Consider the following 19,660-nt stretch of genomic DNA (forward strand, 5'->3'; position numbering starts at 1 on the left):
GTAGCCAATCATGCAGGCATTTGAGGTGTTAAAATCCGGCCGTCTTGCGGAAAGTCGAGTATCTTGCCTGTTTCATTCCATTCGTTCGAAGCCAGAGTAATGAAATGCGGTGCAAGATCTTCCGGCGTTCTTAAGGTGGATTGATCTTCGCCAGGCATCGCTTTTTTGCGCATCGAGGTTGCAAGCGGGCCGGGATTGACCAGCATGACCCGTACAGGTGTCTTTACGGTCTCAGCCGCATAGGTACGAACCAGTGCTTCCAAGGCTGCCTTTGAAACGGAATAAGGACCCCAGTAGGCTTTGCACTTGTGAGCGGCGCCAGATGTCAGGAATATTGCCCGACCGGCCTCTGAGGCCCGTAGAAGTTGATCAAGAGAGCGGATGAGACGCCAGTTTGCCGTCACATTCAGTTTCATGACGGAATCCCATACGGTTTGATCAATGTGGGTGATTGGGGAGAGTTCACCAAGCATCCCGGCATTGCCAACCAGAATATCAAGTTTGCCCCAACGCTGGTAGATTGCAGCACCAAGACGGTCAATGGCTTCAAAATCTGTCAGGTCAACGGGCACGAGTGTTGCTGTGCTGCCAGCAGCCTGAATGGCATCATCCAGTTCTTCCAGAGCGCCCTGTGTTCTGGCTAAGGCAATAATATGAGCGCCAGCTTCAGCTAAAGCGAGGGCTGCTGCTCTGCCAATTCCGCGTGAAGCACCCGTTACAACGGCAACTTTGCCAGCCAGTATTTTTGACACATCAAACTCCGTTCATACCAGATCGATAAACCAGTCCATGCAGGCTAAAATGAAAGCCGGGTTATTTTATAACAACTCCGGCTTTATATGATCAATTCGCTTCTGTCAGCAAGGACTTGTGGGGAGGTGTTAATGAGCTGACATCGGTCAATGGTGTTGGGTAATCGCCTGTAAAGCAGTGATCGGTCAGCTGTGGCTGCTTTGGATCACGTCCTTCATAACCCATGGATTTATAAATACCGTCGACGCTCAGGAAGGCGAGGGAGTCGGCACCGATAAACTCACACATTTCCTGCAGGTTATGGGTTGCCGCCAACAGGTTATCTTTATTGGGCGTGTCGATGCCATAATAATCAGGGTGCGTAATCGGTGGGCTGGCGATACGGAAGTGAACTTCCTTGGCTCCTGCCTCACGCATCATGCGAACAATTTTGATTGATGTTGTGCCACGAACGAGGCTGTCATCAATCAGCACAATGCGCTTGCCCTCAATAACACTGCGGTTTGCCGAATGCTTCATACGCACACCAAGTTCACGTACGGATTGGGTCGGTTGAATAAAGGTTCTGCCAACATAATGGTTACGGATAATTCCAAGCTCATAAGGTTTGCCAATCTGCTGAGCATAACCAAGAGCGGCCGGAACACCTGAATCCGGTACAGGAACAATGACATCTACATCAGCCGGTGCTTCTTTTGCCAGCTGCTGCCCCATGGCTTTGCGTGTTTGATAGACATCACGGCCATTCACGATTGAATCTGGGCGGGCAAAGTAGATGTATTCAAAAACGCACGGTCGTGCAGGCTGCCGTGGGAATGGGAAGAAGGATTCAATGCCATCAGAAGAGATGACAACCACTTCCCCATTTTCGATATCACGAATGAAGCGTGCGCCAATGATATCAAGGGCACACGTTTCCGAGGCCAGAATATAGCGACCGTCAAGCTCACCAAGCACCAGTGGGCGAATGCCAAGAGGGTCACGTGCACCAATCAGCTTTTTATTGGACAGGGCTACAAAAGAGTAGGCACCTTCAAGCTGCTTAAGTGCTGTGATAAAACGATCAAGGAGTTTACCGCGGCTTCTGGCAACCAGATGAACGATAACTTCAGAGTCCATTGTAGACTGGAAGATCGCACCATCACTGATCAGCTGACGTCGGAGAGAGAGGCCATTGGTGATGTTGCCATTATGGGCGGCAGCGAAGCCACCTCCCTCAAGTTCAGCAAAGAGAGGCTGCACGTTGCGCAGAATTGTCTCGCCAGTGGTTGAATACCGGACATGACCGATGGCAGAGTCACCGACAAGACGTTCAATAACCGAACGTCGGGAAAAGTTGTCCCCGACAAGGCCTAATTTGCGCTCTGAGTGGAAGACCTTACCATCAAAGGAGACGATACCGGCAGCTTCCTGCCCGCGATGCTGTAGGGCATGGAGGCCAAGAGCCGTAATTGCAGCAGCATCCGGGTGATTGAAAATACCAAAAACCCCACATTCTTCACGCAAGGTATCTCCGTCGAGATCAAGATCGAAATCACTGCTTTCACAGGCTCCGGAGCGCTGATACATTTTAAACCCTCTTGGATTCTGGTGCTATCGATGACCGTTGTGGCTTAATGCCAAAAAGCGCCAAGACAAAGGCGCCTATAGTTCAATATGTTTTACTCTTACAAAAGATATGGGGACTGCGCATTTGTAGAGCAATCCCCATAAAATCTTACTGCTGACCTGCTGAGCCATCTGGTTGTGATGAGGGCTCAACGTTCTCCTGCTGTGTCTGGGCAGGCTCTGGAGGTGGTTCACTTCCACTGTCTGCCGGTTTCTTGAAGAACTTGTCGGCCAAACCTTCTGTGTTGGCTTTGAACATGTTTGAGATGGTTGCGCTGGTGCTATCCAGTAATGGACGTGTTTTGGCGCTTTCTGCCCAATCAGGGACCTTACCCTGCAACAGCAGGCTAAATAGCAGCCATGCAATAACGCAAATCAGAAAGCCACGAACGATCCCGAAAACCAAACCCAGCGTCCGATCAACCGCACCAATACGGGAATCAAGGACAAGATCAGAAATCTGTACAGTAATCAGAGACATGAGCAGTAATGTAACTATGAAGATGCCTGCAATCGTGATGGCCAAGGCGATTGTGTCATGAGAGACGTATTGCTTGGTAAAAGGCAGAATAGCTGGAAAAAGGAACCATGCGGCTGCAGCTGCGATAACCCATGCAGCAATTCCAAGAACTTCCCGAGAAAAACCACGGACAGCAGCAAGAACTGCAGAAATAAGTGTAACGCCGATAACGACGATATCCAGAACAGAAATTGGCATTGATCTGTTAAATCCAAGCGGGCGGCAGAGCCGCAACATGTAAATTAAGTTAAACGCACATATAGCGTCAGTTTTTTACTTAGTCACCCTTCGAGATCAGAAAGATGGGGTTTTCCCCGTACCCTTGAGGCTGCAATAGACGCAACAAGATCGGTAATGTGGCCTATCGCATTCGGAGTAAGAGCAAATTTTTCATTCCGTTCCTGTCTTGGGACTGGCGTAACAGCAGTGCGGAAGCCAAGTTTAGCAGCTTCTTTGAGACGGTTCTGCATGTGTGAAACTGGTCTGATTGCGCCTGAGAGGCCAAGCTCTCCAAAATAAACCGTGTCTGAGGGAAGGGCAGCGCCTGATAATGATGAAACCAGGGCCGCAGCCGCAGCAAGATCTGCAGCTGGCTCATTAATGCGTAAACCACCGGCAACATTGAGATAGACGTCGTGCATGCCAAGTTTCAGGCCACCGTGGGCTTCCAGAACGGCAAGGATCATGGCGAGACGGTTATTATCCCAGCCGATGACAGATCTTCGTGGGGTGCCAAGAGAACTGGGAGCAACGAGGGCCTGAATTTCAGTCAGGACAGGGCGTGTCCCTTCCATCCCAGCAAAAACAGCAGTTCCGGGAACCGCATGATCGCGTCCGGCAAGAAAAAGCTCGGAGGGATTTTCAATTTCCCGTAAGCCCTGATCACTCATTTCGAAGACACCGATTTCATCGGTCGGGCCAAAGCGGTTTTTAACGGCTCGCAGAATACGGAAATGATGGCTGTTATCTCCATCAAATGAGACAACCGCATCCACCATGTGTTCAACAACGCGCGGGCCCGCAATCTGGCCATCTTTTGTTACGTGACCAACGAGAATAACCGCTGTTCCCTTAGTCTTTGCAAAGCGGATCAGTGCCTGTGCGCTACCACGAACCTGCGTGACGGTTCCGGGTGCAGATTCAACGGTCTCGGTCCACATGGTCTGGATTGAATCGATGATTGCCAGTGTTGGCGGAACTCCGTTGGACATTGTCGCGATGATATCTTCGACATTTGTTTCTGCAGCAAGTTCCACAGGAGCGCTTGCTAAACCGAGACGTTCTGCACGCAGGCGCACCTGTGCGATGGCCTCTTCACCAGAGATATAGGCCACACGATGCCCTTTCTGGGCGAGGCTGGCTGCAGCCTGCATCAGAAGTGTGGATTTTCCAATGCCCGGATCACCGCCAATAAGAATAATGGAGCCATGGACAAAACCACCACCCGTGACCCGATCAAGTTCAGCAATGCCGGAGGGAATGCGCGGCGCTTCTTTAATCTCGCCAGAAAGGCTTTCAAAGGGGAAAACCCTGCCTTTTGCTCTTGAGGGACGTGTAGATGCCGGGCCTGCCAGGGGAGAACTTGAGGTTTCCTCAACGATCGTATTCCAGCCACCGCAGGCTTCACATTTGCCTTTCCAGCGGTTGTAAACGGCACCGCATTCCTGACAGATGAATTGAGAACTACGCTTAGCCATCAATATCTCCACCGATGTATTGCCGGAAATAGCGCTTGCCAAGGTGGGTCAGGACTTCATAGCCATTAGTACCAGCGCTTAAGCCCACATCATCAACACTGATACCATCACCAATCAGAGTAACCAAATCACCTACCTTGACGGAGGCTGGATCAATCTTCGTAATGTTAATAATGATCAGGTCCATGGAGACCGTGCCGATAAAGGGACAACGCTCACCAGAAACGACCGCAATACCTGCAGGTTTATTGGCAAGATGCTTATCTTTCGTGCCGCTGGTTGAACGCGGATAGCCATCAGCGTACCCAATGGAAATTGTCGCCAAACGCATCTCACCGTCAGTAATCCAGCGGCTGTTATAGCCGATGCTAGTACCCGCAGGAACGGTTCTGATCTGAACAATGCGCCCTTTAAGCGTTACAACTTCCTGCATGGGGTTAGGCTTGCCGGGGGTTGGATTGCCGCCGTATAAGGCATAGCCGGGGCGTAGCAGGTCATAAGTCGGCGCATTGGCCAGAAGAATTCCTGATGAATTGGACAATGAGGCCGGAATACCGGGAAACAGCTGACGGCAATTTTCAAAGCAATCAATCTGTCTCTGATTGAGCTGGTTATCGGGTTCTTCTGAAGAGACAAAGTGGCTCATCAGTAGTGATAACTCAAAACTCTCCAGAAGAGGGCTTTGCGCCACGGTGCTGATATCATCCGGTGTAATGCCAAGACGCGACATACCTGTGTCGATATGGAGAGCTGCCGGAAGCTTTTTACCTGTGTGTTTGCAAAATAATGACCAACGTTCGAGTTCTTCTATTGAACCCAGAACCGGTCGGATATTATAGGCCGCATAGGTTGTTTCAGTGTCTGCAAAGAGGCCATTGAGAACATAGATTGTTGCGTCTGGTGTTATGTTCCGGACACGTTTGGCTTCTGATAAAAGAGCTACAAAAAAGGTTTTGCAACCGGCTTTCAACAGAGCAGGAACGGCGTGTTCTATGCCAATACCATAAGCATTTGCTTTAACAACAGCCGCGCATTCTGCTGTTGCAGCCTGGCTTTTAAGAAACAGCCAGTTAGCGACAAGTGCATTAAGGTTGATCGTCAAAATCCCACCCGCTTCCGCAGCGGGGATGGTGCTGTCGGAATGGGGCGTTTCCCTGTTCATACCTGTACTCAATCTCCGATTCTTTCCGGCATTCTATCTTCTTCAGCCAGATCAGCAAAGCGAGTGACTTCAGCCTGGAAGGCGAGCTGTACAGTACCTGTTGGACCGTGACGCTGTTTGCCGATGATAACTTCAGCTTTACCGTGAGCCTCGTCCATATCGGCCTGCCACTTGAAGTGGTCTTCCGTGCCTTCTTTAGGCATCTTCATCTTGAGATAGTATTCTTCACGATACACGAACATGACAACGTCAGCGTCCTGTTCGATCGAGCCGGATTCACGAAGGTCAGACAGTTGAGGGCGTTTATCGTCACGGGTTTCAACCTGACGGGAAAGCTGTGACAGGGCAACGACTGGCACATTCAGCTCTTTGGCAAGGGCTTTCAGGCCAGTGGTGATCTCGGTCAATTCCTGAACGCGGTTCTCACCCTTCTTGCTGCTGCCACTGAGGAGTTGCAGATAGTCAACGATGAGAACATCAAGGCCGCGTTGTCTTTTGAGGCGGCGGGCACGGGCTGTCAGCTGAGCAATCGAAATACCACCTGTCTGGTCGATGTAGAAGGGGATTGTCTGCATCTGACGGGCTGCGTCAGTGAGGCGGAAAAACTCATCGTCCGTAATATCACCACGACGGATCTTATAGGATGAAATCCCGGCCTGTTCAGCGATAATACGGGTTGCCAATTGCTCGGATGACATTTCGAGTGAGAAGAAGCCGACAATGCCGCCATTAACAGTTTTGATTGAACCATCAGGCTGTTTCTCGCCCTTGTAAGCCTTGGCAATGTTAAAGGCGATATTGGTTGCGAGCGATGTTTTACCCATCGCTGGACGTCCGGCAAGAATGACAAGGTCAGATGGCTGCAGACCACCAAGGGTCTTGTCCATATCTTTAAGTCCGGTTGAGATACCTGACAGTTTGCCTTCACGCTTGAAAGCAGCGTCTGCCATATCAATAGCGCCAGTCAGGGCATCGGAGAACTTCTGGAAACCACCATCATAACGGCCTTTTTCAGCCAGCTCGTAGAGACGGCGTTCTGCATCTTCGATCTGTTCACGTGGGGCCATATCAACGGGCGCATCAAAAGCAACGTTGACGAGGTCCTCACCGATATTGATCAGATGGCGGCGAATTGCGAGATCATAGATGGTACGGCCATATTCTTCCGCATTGATGATTGTCGTTGCTTCGGCTGCTAGGCGGGCAAGATATTGAGAAACAGTCAGGCCACCAAGGTCTGCATCACCCAAAAATGTTTTGAGTGTAATAGGGGTTGCGAGTTTGCCCTGCTTGATGAGAAGCGATGTTACCTCAAAGATACGCTGGTGCGTACCATCAATAAAATGCTCAGGCAGAAGAAAGTCGGAAACACGATAATAAGCCTCGTTGTTGACGAGGATTGCACCCAGTAAAGCCTGCTCAGCCTCAATGTTGCCCGGAGCTTCACGGAAGTTTGTCTCGGCAACAGAAAGATGCGTAATCAGGGCGTTTGCGGTAGCCATTGTTGTTTCCGGTTAGTCTGCGAGTAAAACGTGTTACCAGAGTCATAAACATAAAATGAATTGACGCTACGGGCAGAACCGCTCCTGCGGCATCCTTTGCGTCACTACTCTCATAATCCACCTTTCTCCACACTATGGTAAAAAAAAGGCAGAGGTGATTGACACGAATCGCTAAAAAAATTGTACCGCAAGGTCAAAATAAAGAAAAGGCTGGAAGAGCAAGCCCTTCCAGCCTTTTTGTGATTCTGGAAATGAGAATCAGATTTCTTCGTCGTCGCCAGCTGCTTCAGCAAGAGCTGCACCAACTTCAAGGCCGAGATCGTCAAGATTGTTCTCTTCACGGGTGAAGACCGACTCACCACGTGCCTGACGCTCTGCTTCTTCAGGGCTGCGGGCAACGTTGATCAGGACCTTGACTTCTACTTCCGGATGTAGGTTGACCGGAACTTCCTGAACACCAAGTGTCTTGATTGGGTGATTCAGGACAATCTGCTGACGGGCAACAGAGAAGCCACCTTCTGTCATGGCTTCTGCGAGGTCACGTGTTGCGACAGAACCGTAGAGAACGCCTGTTTCACCAGCCTGACGGATGAGAACAAAGCTCTGGCCGTTCAGCTTCTCAGCAACAGCTTCAGCTTCCTGACGACGCTCAAGGTTACGAGCTTCGAGCTGAGCGCGCTGTGTTTCAAAGTGCTCTTTGTTGGCCTTTGTGGCGCGAAGAGCCTTGCCCTGTGGCAGAAGGAAGTTACGAGCAAAGCCGTCACGGACTTTTACTGTTTCGCCCATCTGGCCAAGTCTTGCGATACGTTCAAGCAGAATGACTTCCATTTTAGTCTCCTTTGGAATTCTGAATTGATTACTGTGGAGCAGCCGGGTTGGCTGGTCCGAATTTGCTACGGATATTGAACAGGATATCTACGACTCCAAGCCCAACAAGCGCGTAAATCAGAACGGTTGTCTGAAGTGCGGTTGTCAGGCCTATTGTGAGGTAGACAGCTGTTAAAATGAGGCCTCTGCCAGGTTTTTGTGGCGTGGCAAAGTGGATAAACATCAGGCCTTGAATAAACAGGGCCAGATAAACAGCAGAGCGAATACCAAGGCCAATTAAGCCAAACAGTCCATCCATAAATGCAAGCGCAATACCAATGAATGCAATCCCCATGATTGCAGGTGGAATGCGCGTTGCCGGAACGAAGACGCGAGGGCGCGGCATGCGTTTTGTTCGCGATGCAATTCTGTTCGCTAACCAGAGGTTCAGGAAAAGCGTCAGGAAAATAACGGATGTCTGTAATGACGGCAGGCCGCTATGTAACATCATGAAGAACTTGTCATGGTCATAATTGTCCTGAAAGCTTTCTTTCAGGGCGGGTTCTGCGGCATCAAGCATAGCATTGATATAGGCTGTATAGTTCTCGTAGTTCAGGTTGCTGCCTACAAGAAGGATGGCTGCAACCAGTGCGCTTGCGATGAGAACCAGACAGAACAGGATGTTACCGAATGGGTACCACTCCATTCCCCGATTGGTCTGCCTGCCTAGCAGAAGAAGATAGGCAAGACCCCATGAAGGCAGGCCAATGCCAACCAGCATAACCATACCCATGCTGAAGTTCTGGGTTGGCAGCATAAGAGCCAGAGCACCGACAAGAGATGCGATCAGCCCAGTCTGGTGGCGCCACGCCAAAGAGACAAAGAATATTGGGAAAGGAGTAAAATAAACCAGAACAGATACAGGCATGACATCTGGGACCAGCAGCGGGCTGGCGAGCAGGGCGGTTACAAGACCAGCCAATATGCCTATTAGAAAATTCGTGTTCATGGTTTTTCGCTGTCCCGCTGCTCTTGGCAGGGTTAGGGGAGGGCCCCAACTAATCCGGCGGAATTACACCGCCGGATAAGATCACATATCGCTAAGAAATTAGCTGATTACGTATGGCAGTAGGCCAAGGAAACGAGCGCGCTTGATTGCCTGAGCAAGTTCGCGCTGCTTCTTGTTGGAAACAGCTGTAATACGGGAAGGAACAATCTTGCCACGTTCAGAAATGTAACGGGACAGGAGCTTTGTGTCCTTGTAATCAATCTTCGGAGCGCCTTCACCCGAGAATGGGCATGTCTTACGACGGCGGAAGAAAGGACGGCGACCAGCGCCACCAGCACCATTAGCCATGATTATTCCTCTTCGCTTGCGTTGACGTCGTTGTCGAGGCCATCTTCGTCATCACGACGGCGACCCTTACGATCATCACGATCGCGCTTCTGCATCATCACGGAAGGCTCTGTTTCGAGTTCTTCAACGCGGATTGTCATGAAGCGGAGAATGTCTTCGTTAATGCGCATCTGGCGTTCCATTTCAGCAACAGCAGCAGCTGGAGCTTCAATGTTGAACAGCGTGAAGTGAGCCTTACGGTTCTTCTTGATGCGATAAGCGAGGGACTTCAGTCCCCAGTTTTCGGTCTTTTCGATTTTGCCGCCATTGGACTCGAGAACACCCTTGTAGGTTTCGACCATAGCGTCGACCTGCTGAGGTGTTACGTCCTGACGAGCAAGAAAAATGTGCTCATAGAGAGGCATGTTGGGCCTTTCGGATCAGTGTAAACAATAGCTATTTTCTGTTGAAAATGAGCCGGTTTGTACGTTTCTTCGGCGCCAAGCCCTTCGAGCCTCAAGGCCCGAGAGGAATGTCGAAGGCGGAGACACTGGACGACGGATTTTCATTAATCCTACGCGCATAGCACGCCGTCCGTTCAGCCCCCAGCCGAGGCAAACGTGGAGTTCATATAACGATAATGTGCAGGATATGCAAGCGCTTCATGCAGAAAACACAGGGTGCTTTCTAACACTGTCAAATCGCTCTATAGATGTACCAGACTATGCCGAGGATTTACAGGAAGAGTTGCTATGATTTTAGGTTTAGGCTCAGATCTGTGTGATATCAGGCGGATAGAGGCCGTTCTGGAACGGCATGGAGAGCGTTTTACCCGTCGTATCTTTACACAGAGTGAGCAGGATAAAAGTGATCGTCGGGCTGCACGGGCCCCATCATACGCACGACGCTTTGCTGCAAAAGAAGCCTGTTCCAAGGCTTTGGGAACAGGGCTTTCACATGGTGTGTTCTGGCGCGATATGGAAGTTGTCAATCTGCCAACCGGACGGCCAACCATGCGGCTTTCAGGTGGGGCTTATAAGCGCCTTCTTGAGATGACCCCGGATGGCTATGAAGCCATTGTTCACGTCACACTGACGGATGATCCACCACTGGCTCAGGCTTTTGTGATTATTGAAGCCCGTCGGATTGGTGAAACAGTTCCACCTCTTGTTTGAGTATTATTTGCCAGTTTTGCCCTATAATATGGCTGATAACGCATTGATGCGTTGCAGCCGTTCCTATCATAAGGTAATGGCAATTCTTCCCTTCAAAGGGTTATGGGATTCGTAAATTCCTTTTTACGTTCCGTGATAAGCTTAATTTTATACAGGTGTCGATTATATGCAGATGATGCGCAATGTCTGGGATACGGTAAAGATTATCGTACAGGCTCTTCTGATTGCTCTGATACTCAGAACATGTCTGTTCCAGTCTTATAATATTCCGTCCGGTTCTATGGTGCCGACGCTTCTTGTGAATGATTTCCTGTTTGTCTCGAAATATTCATACGGATATTCCAAGTATTCTCTGCCATTCAATCTGCCACTGTTTTCTGGCCGTATTCTTGGGTCAGAACCAAAACGCGGTGATGTTATTGTCTTCAAGCTGCCGAAAGATGACAGTCAGGATTATATCAAGCGTCTGGTCGGAATGCCGGGCGACAAGATCCAGATGAAGGAAGGCCGCCTGTATATCAACGATACTGTTGTGCCACGCGAGCGTATCGAGGATTTCTTTTATAAGGGCCGGCGTATCCCGCAGTATATTGAAACTCTGCCAAATGGCGTGAAGCATCACATTATTGAATATAATGATGATAATGGGCCGCTTGATAATACCGAGCTTTATACGGTGCCGGAAGGTCATTACTTCATGATGGGTGACAACCGGGATGACTCTCTGGATTCCCGTGTTTCCACAGAGGTTGGGTATGTTCCTTACATCAATCTTGTTGGCCGCGCGGAAGTTATATTCCTATCAGTTGATGAAACGGCTTCTGCCTGGCAGTTCTGGCAATGGCCATGGACAATCCGCGGTGAGCGGATGTTCCAGCCGATCCGTTGATTTGAAAAGGCTTTTTAGCATTGGCTAAATCACCACGCCTCACCGAGCTTGAAAAACGCCTCGGTTATAAGTTCTCCGACAAGGCTCTGCTAGAGCGGGCCTTAACGCATGTCTCGGCAGCAGGTGCGCATACCGGGGCCAACTACCAGCGTCTTGAGTTTCTCGGCGATCGCGTTCTCGGACTGGTTGTTGCTGAAGTTCTGTGCCGGACATTTCAGGAAGCAACAGAGGGTGAGTTATCGCGCCGTCTTGCTGAACTGGTTCGGAAGGAAAGCTGCGCTGAAGTTGCCATCGCATGGGAAGTCGGGCCACATTTGCGCCTCGGTGCCAGTGAGATGCAGTCTGGCGGGCGCAAGAATACGGCAATTCTCGCCGATATCTGCGAGTCTATTCTGGGTGCTATCTTCATTGATGGCGGCTATAATGCTGCCAAGGCTGTTATTGAAGAGGCATTTCGCGAGCGGGTTACGGCACCGCGACGGCCGTTGCATGACGCCAAAACAGCTTTGCAGGAATGGGCTCAGGGGTTAGGCTTGCCAACACCGGTTTATGATCTTGTTGAGCGAACAGGGCCGGATCATGCGCCTCAGTTCCGTATTGCAGCTCGTGTTAGTGGACGGGCAGATTCCATAGGGCACGGTCCATCAAAACGGGTTGCGGAACAGAATGCGGCGCAAGGGCTTCTTATTCGAGAAGGCGTCTGGAAGGAAAATGGTGATGACAAAAACTGACGATACAAATACACGCGCTGGTTTTGTCGCTTTGATTGGTGCGCCAAATGCCGGTAAATCAACACTTCTGAATGCGCTCGTCGGGTCTAAGGTTTCGATTGTTTCGCATAAAGTGCAAACAACACGTACGATGGTTCGTGGTATTGTTATCGAAGACAACAGCCAGATCATCTTCGTTGATACACCGGGTATCTTTAAGCCAAAGCGCCGCCTTGATCGTGCGATGGTAACGTCTGCCTGGGGTGGAGCAGGTGATGCAGACGCGGTGGCTCTGCTGCTCGATTCGCGCAAAGGTCTGGACGAAGAGGCCGAAGCTATTCTGGTTAAACTGAATGAAATCAAGCGCCCGAAAATTCTGGTTCTGAACAAGATTGATCTGATTGAGCGTTCCCGTCTTCTGGAACTGACAGCTAAGGTCAATGCGCTGGTTGCTTTTGATCATACGTTTATGGTGTCCGCTCTTAAAGGGCAGGGTGTTCAGGATTTCTGTAAGCAGTTGGCAAGTATGATGCCGGAAGGGCCATGGCTGTACCCTGAAGATCAGATTTCTGATGCACCCCTGCGTATGCTGGCCGCTGAAATTACACGTGAGAAGCTCTATGAGCGGCTTCATCAGGAGTTGCCTTATCAGTCAACCGTTGAAACAGATCAGTGGCAGCAGCGGCCTGATGGTTCTGTGCGTATTGAGCAGACGATCTTTGTTGAGCGCGATAGTCAGCGCAAGATCATTCTTGGCAAGGGTGGGCAGACAATCAAGGCGATTGGTCAGGCATCGCGCCGTGAAATCAGCGAAATTGCTGAGGCGCCGGTTCACCTGTTCCTGTTCGTTAAGGTTCGTGAAAACTGGGGCGATGATCCGCAGCGTTATCGAGAAATGGGACTGGAATTTCCTAGAGGATAAACAAAAGGCAGCTCTGTAGCTGCCTTTTTCATTTTCTTAAAGTGAAGTGTAATAAACGGGTACCCATTGAAAGTATTTGCCGCCACCTTCTTTGGTGTGACCAAGCCCTGGGAAAGAGATGTGAGCGCCAGCAATCATATAACGCTCTTTCGCAGCCAGAGACATAAGGCGCAACCGTGAGGCGAATGCCTGTTTATTGTCCGTATCGAAGCCAACTGTAATTTCAGGTGCAGAAAACTGTATGGCACTGCCATGGGTTATATCACCCCAGAATAGGATCCCCTGTTCCTGTCGCTTGAGCAGGAATGCTGTGTGGCCGGGTGTATGCCCCGGACACAGGATTGCTGTGAAACCAGATACAGGCTCTGCCTTATCTTCAAAGGTTTTAAGTTTGCCTGCATCTTTATAGATGTTGAGCGTTTTTGCCCGCGTATCAAACGTGGCTCTTGCTGCTTCAGGGGCTGCATCACGATTTTTCTTGGAGGTCCAGTAATCATACTCAAGACGGGAAATATGAACGATCGCATTCGGAAATGCGATTTTCCCCTCCAGAAGAAGGCCGCCTATGTGATCCCCATGAGCGTGTGTAATCAAAATATCATCAATATCTTCAGGCTGATAACCAGCGGCTTTAAGGTTGTCCAGAACATGCCCGATATTCGTTTTATCTGGAATAATGCCATTGCCGGTATCAATCAGAACCAGTTTTTCACCTGTGTTCACGAGAAAGGCATTGATTGACAATTCAACGGGCGGTTTCAGAAAAGCGTTGTCCATGACACGCTTGACCAGATCTTCTGTCGCGTTGTTGTAAAGTTTAAACGGGTCAAATTTATTGGTGCCATCCAGAAGGGTGGTGACTTCATAGTCTCCAACCATAATGCGATAGTAGCCGGGAGCCTGTTTTTTCACGGGAGGTGCCTTTGCAAATGCTGGAGCACATCGCATTGCCGGCATAAGCAAGCCGCCCATAAATGCCAAGAGCGGGACTTTTAAAAATAACCTGCGAGATGTCATGATTTGGCTCCTGCTAAACTGCAACAACATTAATTCTCTTAAAACTAACGTCTGTTTTCAAGTTCACCAGAGCCAGATAATGTTTATTAGCCTATAGACTAACCTCATTCGGGCAGTTCTGTCCGGAAGTGACCATATGGATGTTGTCTATGGTGGTTTCAGCAATATTGGTGAGAGCCTCTTCCGTCAAAAAGGCCTGATGGCCCGTAAAGATAACATTATGACAGGATGAAAGGCGCTGGAAGACGTCGTCATGGATCATGTCGTTCGACTTATCTTCAAAGAACAGATCCCGTTCGTTTTCGTAAACGTCAAGACCCAGAGCGCCGATGCGCCCGCGCTGTAAGGCATCCATTGCTGCAAATGAGTCAAGAAGAGAACCACGGCTTGTGTTGATGATCATGACGCCATCCTTCATCTTGTCGAAGGATTTCTTGCTCAGGAGGTGATAGTTCTCGGGTGTTGCAGGACAATGCAGAGTGATGACATCTGAGCGGGCGTAAAGCTCATCAAGAGGAACATAAGAAACGCCAAGCTCGACAACGGCATGGCTTGGGTATGGATCATAGGCCAGAATATCCATTCCAAAGCCTTTGAGAATGCGGATGGTTGCAATCCCGATCTTGCCCGTACCGACGACACCAACCGTACGTTTGAACATGTTGAAACCCGTGAGACCTTCAAGAGAGAAGTTGGCTTCACGCGTGCGCTGGTAGGCCTTATGAATCTTACGGTTAAGACATAGCATCAAACCAACGGCATGTTCGGCTACTGCCTCTGGGGAATAGGCCGGGACGCGTACAACTGTAATACCAAGATCTTTTGCAGCCTGTAAATCAACGTTGTTAAAACCGGCATTTCGCAGCGCCACAACTTTGACACCACTTTTGGCAAGTCCTTCAAGGGAGGCTCTGTTAGCTTCATCATTGACAAAAATACAGGCAGCCTGAAAACCATCGGCAAGTTTGGCTGTCTTGGATGTTAATGGAAAATCGAAAAACTCAAGGTTTAGCTTGTGACTATCCCGGTTTGCCTTTTCGAGATAGGCCCTGTCATAGCTCTTGGTATTGAAAACTGCGACTTTCACATTACTCATGCAGTAGCTTCCTTATGTTATAATGTATGACGGTCTGCGATTACCATTCTTATGGGGTAAAAATGTGTTCTCCGGGGCAATAATCCATAAAATAAAATACTTTTTTCTTGTTGCTCCTCCAAGACTCTGAAAAATAATAATATAAAGAAATTAGAAAACATGGCTGCCGGACTGGAAGCCAGAAAGTGGATGTAAGTTTCTTGCAATGGAATGATGAAGGTCTGATCTTGGGAAGCCGTCGGCACGGCGAGACAGCGGTGATCCTTGAGGTCATGACGCGTGATCATGGCCGCCATTTTGGACTGGTTCATGGTGGGGCTTCAAAAAGCAAGTCAGCCATGTTGCAGGCAGGGAACATCATTGATCTGACATGGCGTGCCCGTCTTGATGACCACCTTGGAACAATGCAGGTTGAAGCAAAGGAAATGCGCACATCTCGCTTTCTGATGTCGGCATGTGCGCTGCATGGCTTTCTAACGCTGGCCGCCTTCCTGCGGGTGCTGCCTGAGCGTGATCCGCATTCCGGGGTGTATGAGGCGGTTAATACGCTGATTGACCAGCTGGATAACCCGGAAGTGGCAGCTATTCTTTTTGTTCATTTTGAACGGGCATTTCTGGCTGAACTCGGTTTCGGGCTGGATCTGTCATGTTGTGCCGCAACTGGTACACATAACCAGCTGATTTATGTCTCTCCAAGAACAGGGCGTGCCGTCAGCCGGATACCGGGAGAGCCCTATAAAGAACGAATGCTGCAATTGCCGTCCTTCTTGCTCTCGGACGGAAGAGGTATTAAACCGATGGAAGAGGACATTCTTGCCGGTTTTAATTTGACCGGGCACTTCCTTAAAAACTGGATTTTTGAACCAAGGGCGCAGGATATCCCTCCTGAGCGCCAAAAGTTCATAAGCTTGGTGTTGAAGGATTTGTAATTTGTTCGTTTTTGGTTTGTTCTCATTCGCAAAAGTAGCTAAGACATAACTGCGCAAATGAATTAAGGGTATTTGGTTTCATGGGAAAAGAGATTGATCCGTCCAAGGATGGCGGTATCGAAGTTATAAATCTCAAAGAGGCGCTCGAAGAGCGTTATCTGGCCTATGCCCTGTCGACCATCATGCACAGGGCACTGCCTGATGCACGAGACGGTTTGAAGCCGGTTCATCGTCGTGTTCTGCATGCGATGCGCCTCTTACGTCTTGACCCGGTAAATGCCCCAAAGAAATGTGCCCGTATCGTCGGTGACGTTATGGGTCAGTATCACCCACATGGTGATCAGGCGATTTATGATGCCCTTGTTCGCCTTGCTCAGGATTTTGCCCAGCGTTATCCGCTGGTTGATGGGCAGGGTAACTTCGGTAACATCGACGGTGATAGCGCCGCCGCGATGCGTTATACCGAAGCGAAGCTGACACCGATTGCCCAGCTCATTCTTGAAGGGCTGGATGAGGATGCGGTTGATTTTCGTGAAACATATGATCAGGCAAATGAAGAGCCTGTGGTGTTACCTGCTGCCTTCCCGAACCTTCTGGCAAATGGTTCTCAAGGTATCGCGGTTGGTATGGCAACCTCCATTCCGCCACATAATGCCAGTGAACTCTGCGATGCTGCCCTATATCTGATCAAGCATCCGGAAACATCGCCAGAACAGCTTATGACATTCATTCCCGGTCCGGATTTTCCGACGGGTGGTATTATTACCGATAATGCCAAGACAATTGCCGAAACCTATACGACAGGTCGTGGTTCCTTCCGGGTCCGTGCCCGCTGGGAAAAAGAAGAGACCGGCCGCGGGATGTGGCATGTCATTGTCACAGAGATACCTTACCTGGTTTCCAAATCCCGTCTGATCGAGAAAATTGCGGAGCTTCTGCAAGAGCGCAAGCTGCCACTACTGGCTGATATTCGCGATGAATCGACCGAAGATATCCGTATCGTTCTGGAGCCACGCTCACGTACGGTTGACCCGGTTCTGCTGATGGAAAGCCTGTTCCGTTTGACGGAACTCGAGAACCGCGTTTCCATGAATATGAACGTCCTATCACAGGGGCGTGTTCCAAAGGTTCTTAATCTCGCAGAAGCCCTGCGTGAATGGCTTGACCATCGTCGTGATGTTCTGGTTCGCCGTTCGCGTTTCCGTTTGGCTGCTATTGATAAGCGCTTGGAAATTCTTGGTGGTCTGCTGATCGTTTATCTGGATCTGGATAAGGTCATCAAGATTATTCGTGAAGAAGACGAGCCTCGTCAGGAGCTGATGAAGGTCTTCAAGCTGTCGGAAATTCAGGCCAATGCTATTCTCGACACGCGCCTGCGCTCTCTTCGCCGTCTTGAAGAGATGGAGCTGAAGCGTGAGCAGGAAAAGCTGACAGAAGAAAAGAACGAAATCGAACAGCTTCTTGTCTCTGAAGATAAGCAATGGACGACGGTCGCCTGGCAGATCCGTGAAGCCCGTAAGTTGTTTGGCGCAGAGACAGCTGTTGGCAAGCGTCGTACAACATTTGCTGATGCGCCGGATACATCTGATATCGACTTCAATGAAGTCATGATTGAACGTGAGCCTATTACTGTCATCGTATCGGAAAAGGGCTGGATTCGCGCGCTTAAAGGCCATGTTGCCGATCTATCAAACGTCCAGTTCAAGGGCGACGATAACCTGAAACTCTCATTCCATACCGAAACAACGGCCAAGATACTTGTCATGGCTGATAATGGGCGGTTCTTCACGCTTGAAGCATCCAAGCTGCCGGGTGGCCGTGGTTTTGGTGATCCAATCCGCCTGATGGTTGAGATGGATGAAAGTGCGGATTTTGTGACGGCATTCCCGTATAAGGCGGGTAGCAAACTGCTTCTGGCGCGCAGCGATGGCCGCGGCTTTGTGGCACCTGCTGATGATATTGTTGCCAATACCCGTAAGGGCAAGCAGGTTATTAATCTGGATGATCCGGCGAAAGCCATGTTGTGCTGTGAGGTACAGGGTGACCACGTGGCTGTTATCGGTGAAAACCGTAAGCTGCTGTTGTTCCCGATTACAGAAATGGCTGAAATGGCCCGTGGTAAGGGTATTCGCATTCAGCGTTATAAGGATGGTGGTATTTCCGATATCAAGACCTTTACGCTGAGCGAAGGTCTGACATGGAAAGATACATCAGACCGGACATGGACTGTGGCTCAGGATGAGTTGCTGCCATGGCTTGCCCACAGAGCAGAATCCGGACGTCTGCCACCGAAGGGCTTCCCTAAATCTAACAAATTTCAGTAAGTTCAGAGTGTAACACGTTCCCAGCCGTTTTGCGTGAGTAACTCTTGCGGCTGGTAGCGGCGTTTATAATCCATCTTCCGGGAGCCCTCGACCCAATAACCAAGGTAGAGATAGGGGAGGCCGGATTTCTGGCTGCGTTCAATATGATCAAGAATAATATGGGTGCCGAGACTTCTTGAGTTGGCATCCGGGTCAAAGAATGAATAGACCATTGAAAAGCCGTCACTGAGCTTATCTGTCAAAGCGACAGCAACAAGTTCTCCAGAGCTGCGGCCTGTAAAAGCACTGTCTGCATCCTTGATGCGGTATTCGATGAGGAATGTTTCAATTGTGCTTTCCTCAATCATGGAGCGGTAATCCAGAACAGACATCTCAACCATGCCACCATCACGATGGCGTGCTTCCAGATAACGCTTGAAGAGTGCGTATTGCTCGGATGTGTATTTGTTTGGAACAACCATCCCAATCAAATCCTGATTATGGCTTCTGACCCGCTTCATGTTGCTGGATGGCTTGAACTGATCGACCACAATACGTGTCGAGGTACATGCGCTGCATGTCTCACACGCAGGGCGATAGGCAATCAGCTGGGAACGACGAAACCCGCTGTGGGCGAGCAGGTCGTTTAATTCAGTAGCCTGTTCTCCAACAATATCGGTAAATATCTTTCTTTCCAGCTGGCCGGGTAGATAGGGGCACTTGGTTGCTGGTGTCAGATAAAACCTCTGGGTTTGATGGGAATGGTGGGTCACGCCTTGCCTCTGGATTAATTTATTATCGGGTCGCAACAACACCGACTACAAGGTCATGTCCTAAGCGACCATCTGCCCTGAATATGCCGATGAGAATATCAAGAGCCAGCAGAATACCACTCATTGCAGCCGCGTAAAACAGCAATGCATGAACAGCTGCATTCAATGGCGGGACTGTTCCGCCCGTTTGCGCATCAATCAGTCTGATACCAACAGATCGCATGCCTATGGTTGCCTGCTTTTCTGATGAGACTGTTAATGTGCTGTAGAGAATGCCGATAAACGCACCCGGCAGGGCAAGGGCAAACCAGGCAAGCCCGAAGGTGAGAATGCCGAGTAAGCCGACCACAAGATAAAAAGCACACGTCAAAACAAAGATAACGATGAGATCGATGATATACGCCATCAACCTGTTACCCAGTACTCCTTGAGCAATGGGAGGTGTATATTTACTCACGGGT

General features: G+C 49.8%; 20 protein-coding genes. 6 read left to right on the forward strand and 14 right to left on the reverse strand.

From position 1 onward, the window contains the following. Positions 1-8: 8 nt before the first annotated feature. From WJT86_RS05940 to rpsF, 10 genes are all read right to left on the reverse strand, one after another. Entirely contained in the window at positions 9-752 is a 744-nt protein-coding gene (locus WJT86_RS05940) for an SDR family NAD(P)-dependent oxidoreductase (RefSeq protein WP_346336607.1), read from the reverse strand. Between the two features lie 91 nt (positions 753-843). Continuing rightward, a complete protein-coding gene (gene purF / locus WJT86_RS05945; RefSeq protein WP_346336608.1) occupies positions 844-2,322 on the reverse strand; it encodes an amidophosphoribosyltransferase in 1,479 nt (492 codons plus the stop codon). A gap of 148 nt (positions 2,323-2,470) precedes the next feature. Continuing rightward, complete coding sequence (locus WJT86_RS05950; RefSeq protein WP_346336609.1) at positions 2,471-3,079, reverse strand: CvpA family protein; 609 nt, start codon at positions 3,077-3,079, stop codon at positions 2,471-2,473. Between the two features lie 83 nt (positions 3,080-3,162). Further along, the gene (radA, locus tag WJT86_RS05955) at positions 3,163-4,578 is read right to left on the reverse strand and encodes a DNA repair protein RadA (RefSeq protein WP_346336610.1); all 1,416 of its coding nucleotides are present in this window, start codon (positions 4,576-4,578) and stop codon (positions 3,163-3,165) included. Then, positions 4,571-5,752, reverse strand: a complete 1,182-nt coding sequence (alr, locus tag WJT86_RS05960) for an alanine racemase (protein ID WP_346336611.1) — start codon at positions 5,750-5,752, stop codon at positions 4,571-4,573. Before alr ends, radA begins: the two co-directional genes overlap by 8 nt. Further along, the gene (locus WJT86_RS05965; protein ID WP_346336612.1) at positions 5,749-7,242 is read right to left on the reverse strand and encodes a replicative DNA helicase; all 1,494 of its coding nucleotides are present in this window, start codon (positions 7,240-7,242) and stop codon (positions 5,749-5,751) included. Before WJT86_RS05965 ends, alr begins: the two co-directional genes overlap by 4 nt. A gap of 258 nt (positions 7,243-7,500) precedes the next feature. Then, on the reverse strand, positions 7,501-8,070 hold the full coding sequence (rplI, locus tag WJT86_RS05970; protein WP_346336613.1) for a 50S ribosomal protein L9: 570 nt from the start codon (positions 8,068-8,070) through the stop codon (positions 7,501-7,503). Between the two features lie 28 nt (positions 8,071-8,098). Continuing rightward, positions 8,099-9,058, reverse strand: a complete 960-nt coding sequence (locus WJT86_RS05975) for a YybS family protein (protein ID WP_346336614.1) — start codon at positions 9,056-9,058, stop codon at positions 8,099-8,101. A 99-nt stretch (positions 9,059-9,157) separates the two neighbouring features. Further along, the gene (gene rpsR / locus WJT86_RS05980; RefSeq protein WP_346336615.1) at positions 9,158-9,406 is read right to left on the reverse strand and encodes a 30S ribosomal protein S18; all 249 of its coding nucleotides are present in this window, start codon (positions 9,404-9,406) and stop codon (positions 9,158-9,160) included. A gap of 2 nt (positions 9,407-9,408) precedes the next feature. Beyond that, complete coding sequence (rpsF, locus tag WJT86_RS05985; protein WP_346336616.1) at positions 9,409-9,810, reverse strand: 30S ribosomal protein S6; 402 nt, start codon at positions 9,808-9,810, stop codon at positions 9,409-9,411. Between the two features lie 327 nt (positions 9,811-10,137). On the opposite strand from rpsF, the gene acpS reads away from it, so the two are divergent. The 4 genes from acpS (at position 10,138) to era (ending at position 13,081) form a co-directional block, all read left to right on the forward strand. Beyond that, positions 10,138-10,560 carry a holo-ACP synthase gene (gene acpS, locus WJT86_RS05990; RefSeq protein WP_346336617.1) on the forward strand — a complete coding sequence of 141 codons (423 nt, stop codon included), beginning with the start codon at positions 10,138-10,140 and terminating at the stop codon, positions 10,558-10,560. Between the two features lie 166 nt (positions 10,561-10,726). Continuing rightward, positions 10,727-11,449 carry a signal peptidase I gene (gene lepB, locus WJT86_RS05995; RefSeq protein ID WP_346336618.1) on the forward strand — a complete coding sequence of 241 codons (723 nt, stop codon included), beginning with the start codon at positions 10,727-10,729 and terminating at the stop codon, positions 11,447-11,449. A gap of 20 nt (positions 11,450-11,469) precedes the next feature. After that, a complete protein-coding gene (gene rnc / locus WJT86_RS06000) occupies positions 11,470-12,180 on the forward strand; it encodes a ribonuclease III (RefSeq protein ID WP_346336619.1) in 711 nt (236 codons plus the stop codon). Further along, positions 12,167-13,081: a GTPase Era gene (gene era, locus WJT86_RS06005; protein WP_346336620.1), complete on the forward strand. Its 915-nt coding sequence runs from the start codon at positions 12,167-12,169 to the stop codon at positions 13,079-13,081. The genes rnc and era overlap by 14 nt, the downstream gene beginning before the upstream one ends. A 36-nt stretch (positions 13,082-13,117) precedes the next feature. On the opposite strand, the gene WJT86_RS06010 is transcribed toward era, so the two are convergent. Together WJT86_RS06010 and WJT86_RS06015 are read right to left on the reverse strand one after the other, a co-directional pair. Then, complete coding sequence (locus WJT86_RS06010; RefSeq protein ID WP_346336621.1) at positions 13,118-14,098, reverse strand: MBL fold metallo-hydrolase; 981 nt, start codon at positions 14,096-14,098, stop codon at positions 13,118-13,120. A gap of 91 nt (positions 14,099-14,189) precedes the next feature. Then, positions 14,190-15,194, reverse strand: coding sequence for a 2-hydroxyacid dehydrogenase (locus WJT86_RS06015; RefSeq protein ID WP_346336622.1), 1,005 nt, complete (start codon positions 15,192-15,194; stop codon positions 14,190-14,192). A 200-nt stretch (positions 15,195-15,394) separates the two neighbouring features. On the opposite strand from WJT86_RS06015, the gene recO reads away from it, so the two are divergent. After that, positions 15,395-16,123 (forward strand): DNA repair protein RecO, encoded by a 729-nt coding sequence (recO, locus tag WJT86_RS06020; RefSeq protein WP_346337054.1) that lies wholly within the window; start codon positions 15,395-15,397, stop codon positions 16,121-16,123. Positions 16,124-16,203: 80 nt separating this feature from the next. Continuing rightward, positions 16,204-18,447, forward strand: a complete 2,244-nt coding sequence (gene parC / locus WJT86_RS06025) for a DNA topoisomerase IV subunit A (RefSeq protein WP_346336623.1) — start codon at positions 16,204-16,206, stop codon at positions 18,445-18,447. A gap of 2 nt (positions 18,448-18,449) precedes the next feature. Here the strand turns inward: parC and WJT86_RS06030 are convergent, their stop codons facing one another. Together WJT86_RS06030 and WJT86_RS06035 are read right to left on the reverse strand one after the other, a co-directional pair. Then, positions 18,450-19,199, reverse strand: coding sequence for an arginyltransferase (locus WJT86_RS06030; protein ID WP_346336624.1), 750 nt, complete (start codon positions 19,197-19,199; stop codon positions 18,450-18,452). Between the two features lie 22 nt (positions 19,200-19,221). Further along, positions 19,222-19,656, reverse strand: coding sequence for an RDD family protein (locus tag WJT86_RS06035; RefSeq protein ID WP_346336625.1), 435 nt, complete (start codon positions 19,654-19,656; stop codon positions 19,222-19,224). Between the last annotated feature and the right edge of the window lie 4 nt (positions 19,657-19,660).

Origin of the sequence: Hohaiivirga grylli (genome assembly GCF_039655745.1) — a bacterium.
In the GTDB taxonomy this organism is placed as follows: domain Bacteria; phylum Pseudomonadota; class Alphaproteobacteria; order Rhizobiales; family Beijerinckiaceae; genus Hohaiivirga; species Hohaiivirga grylli.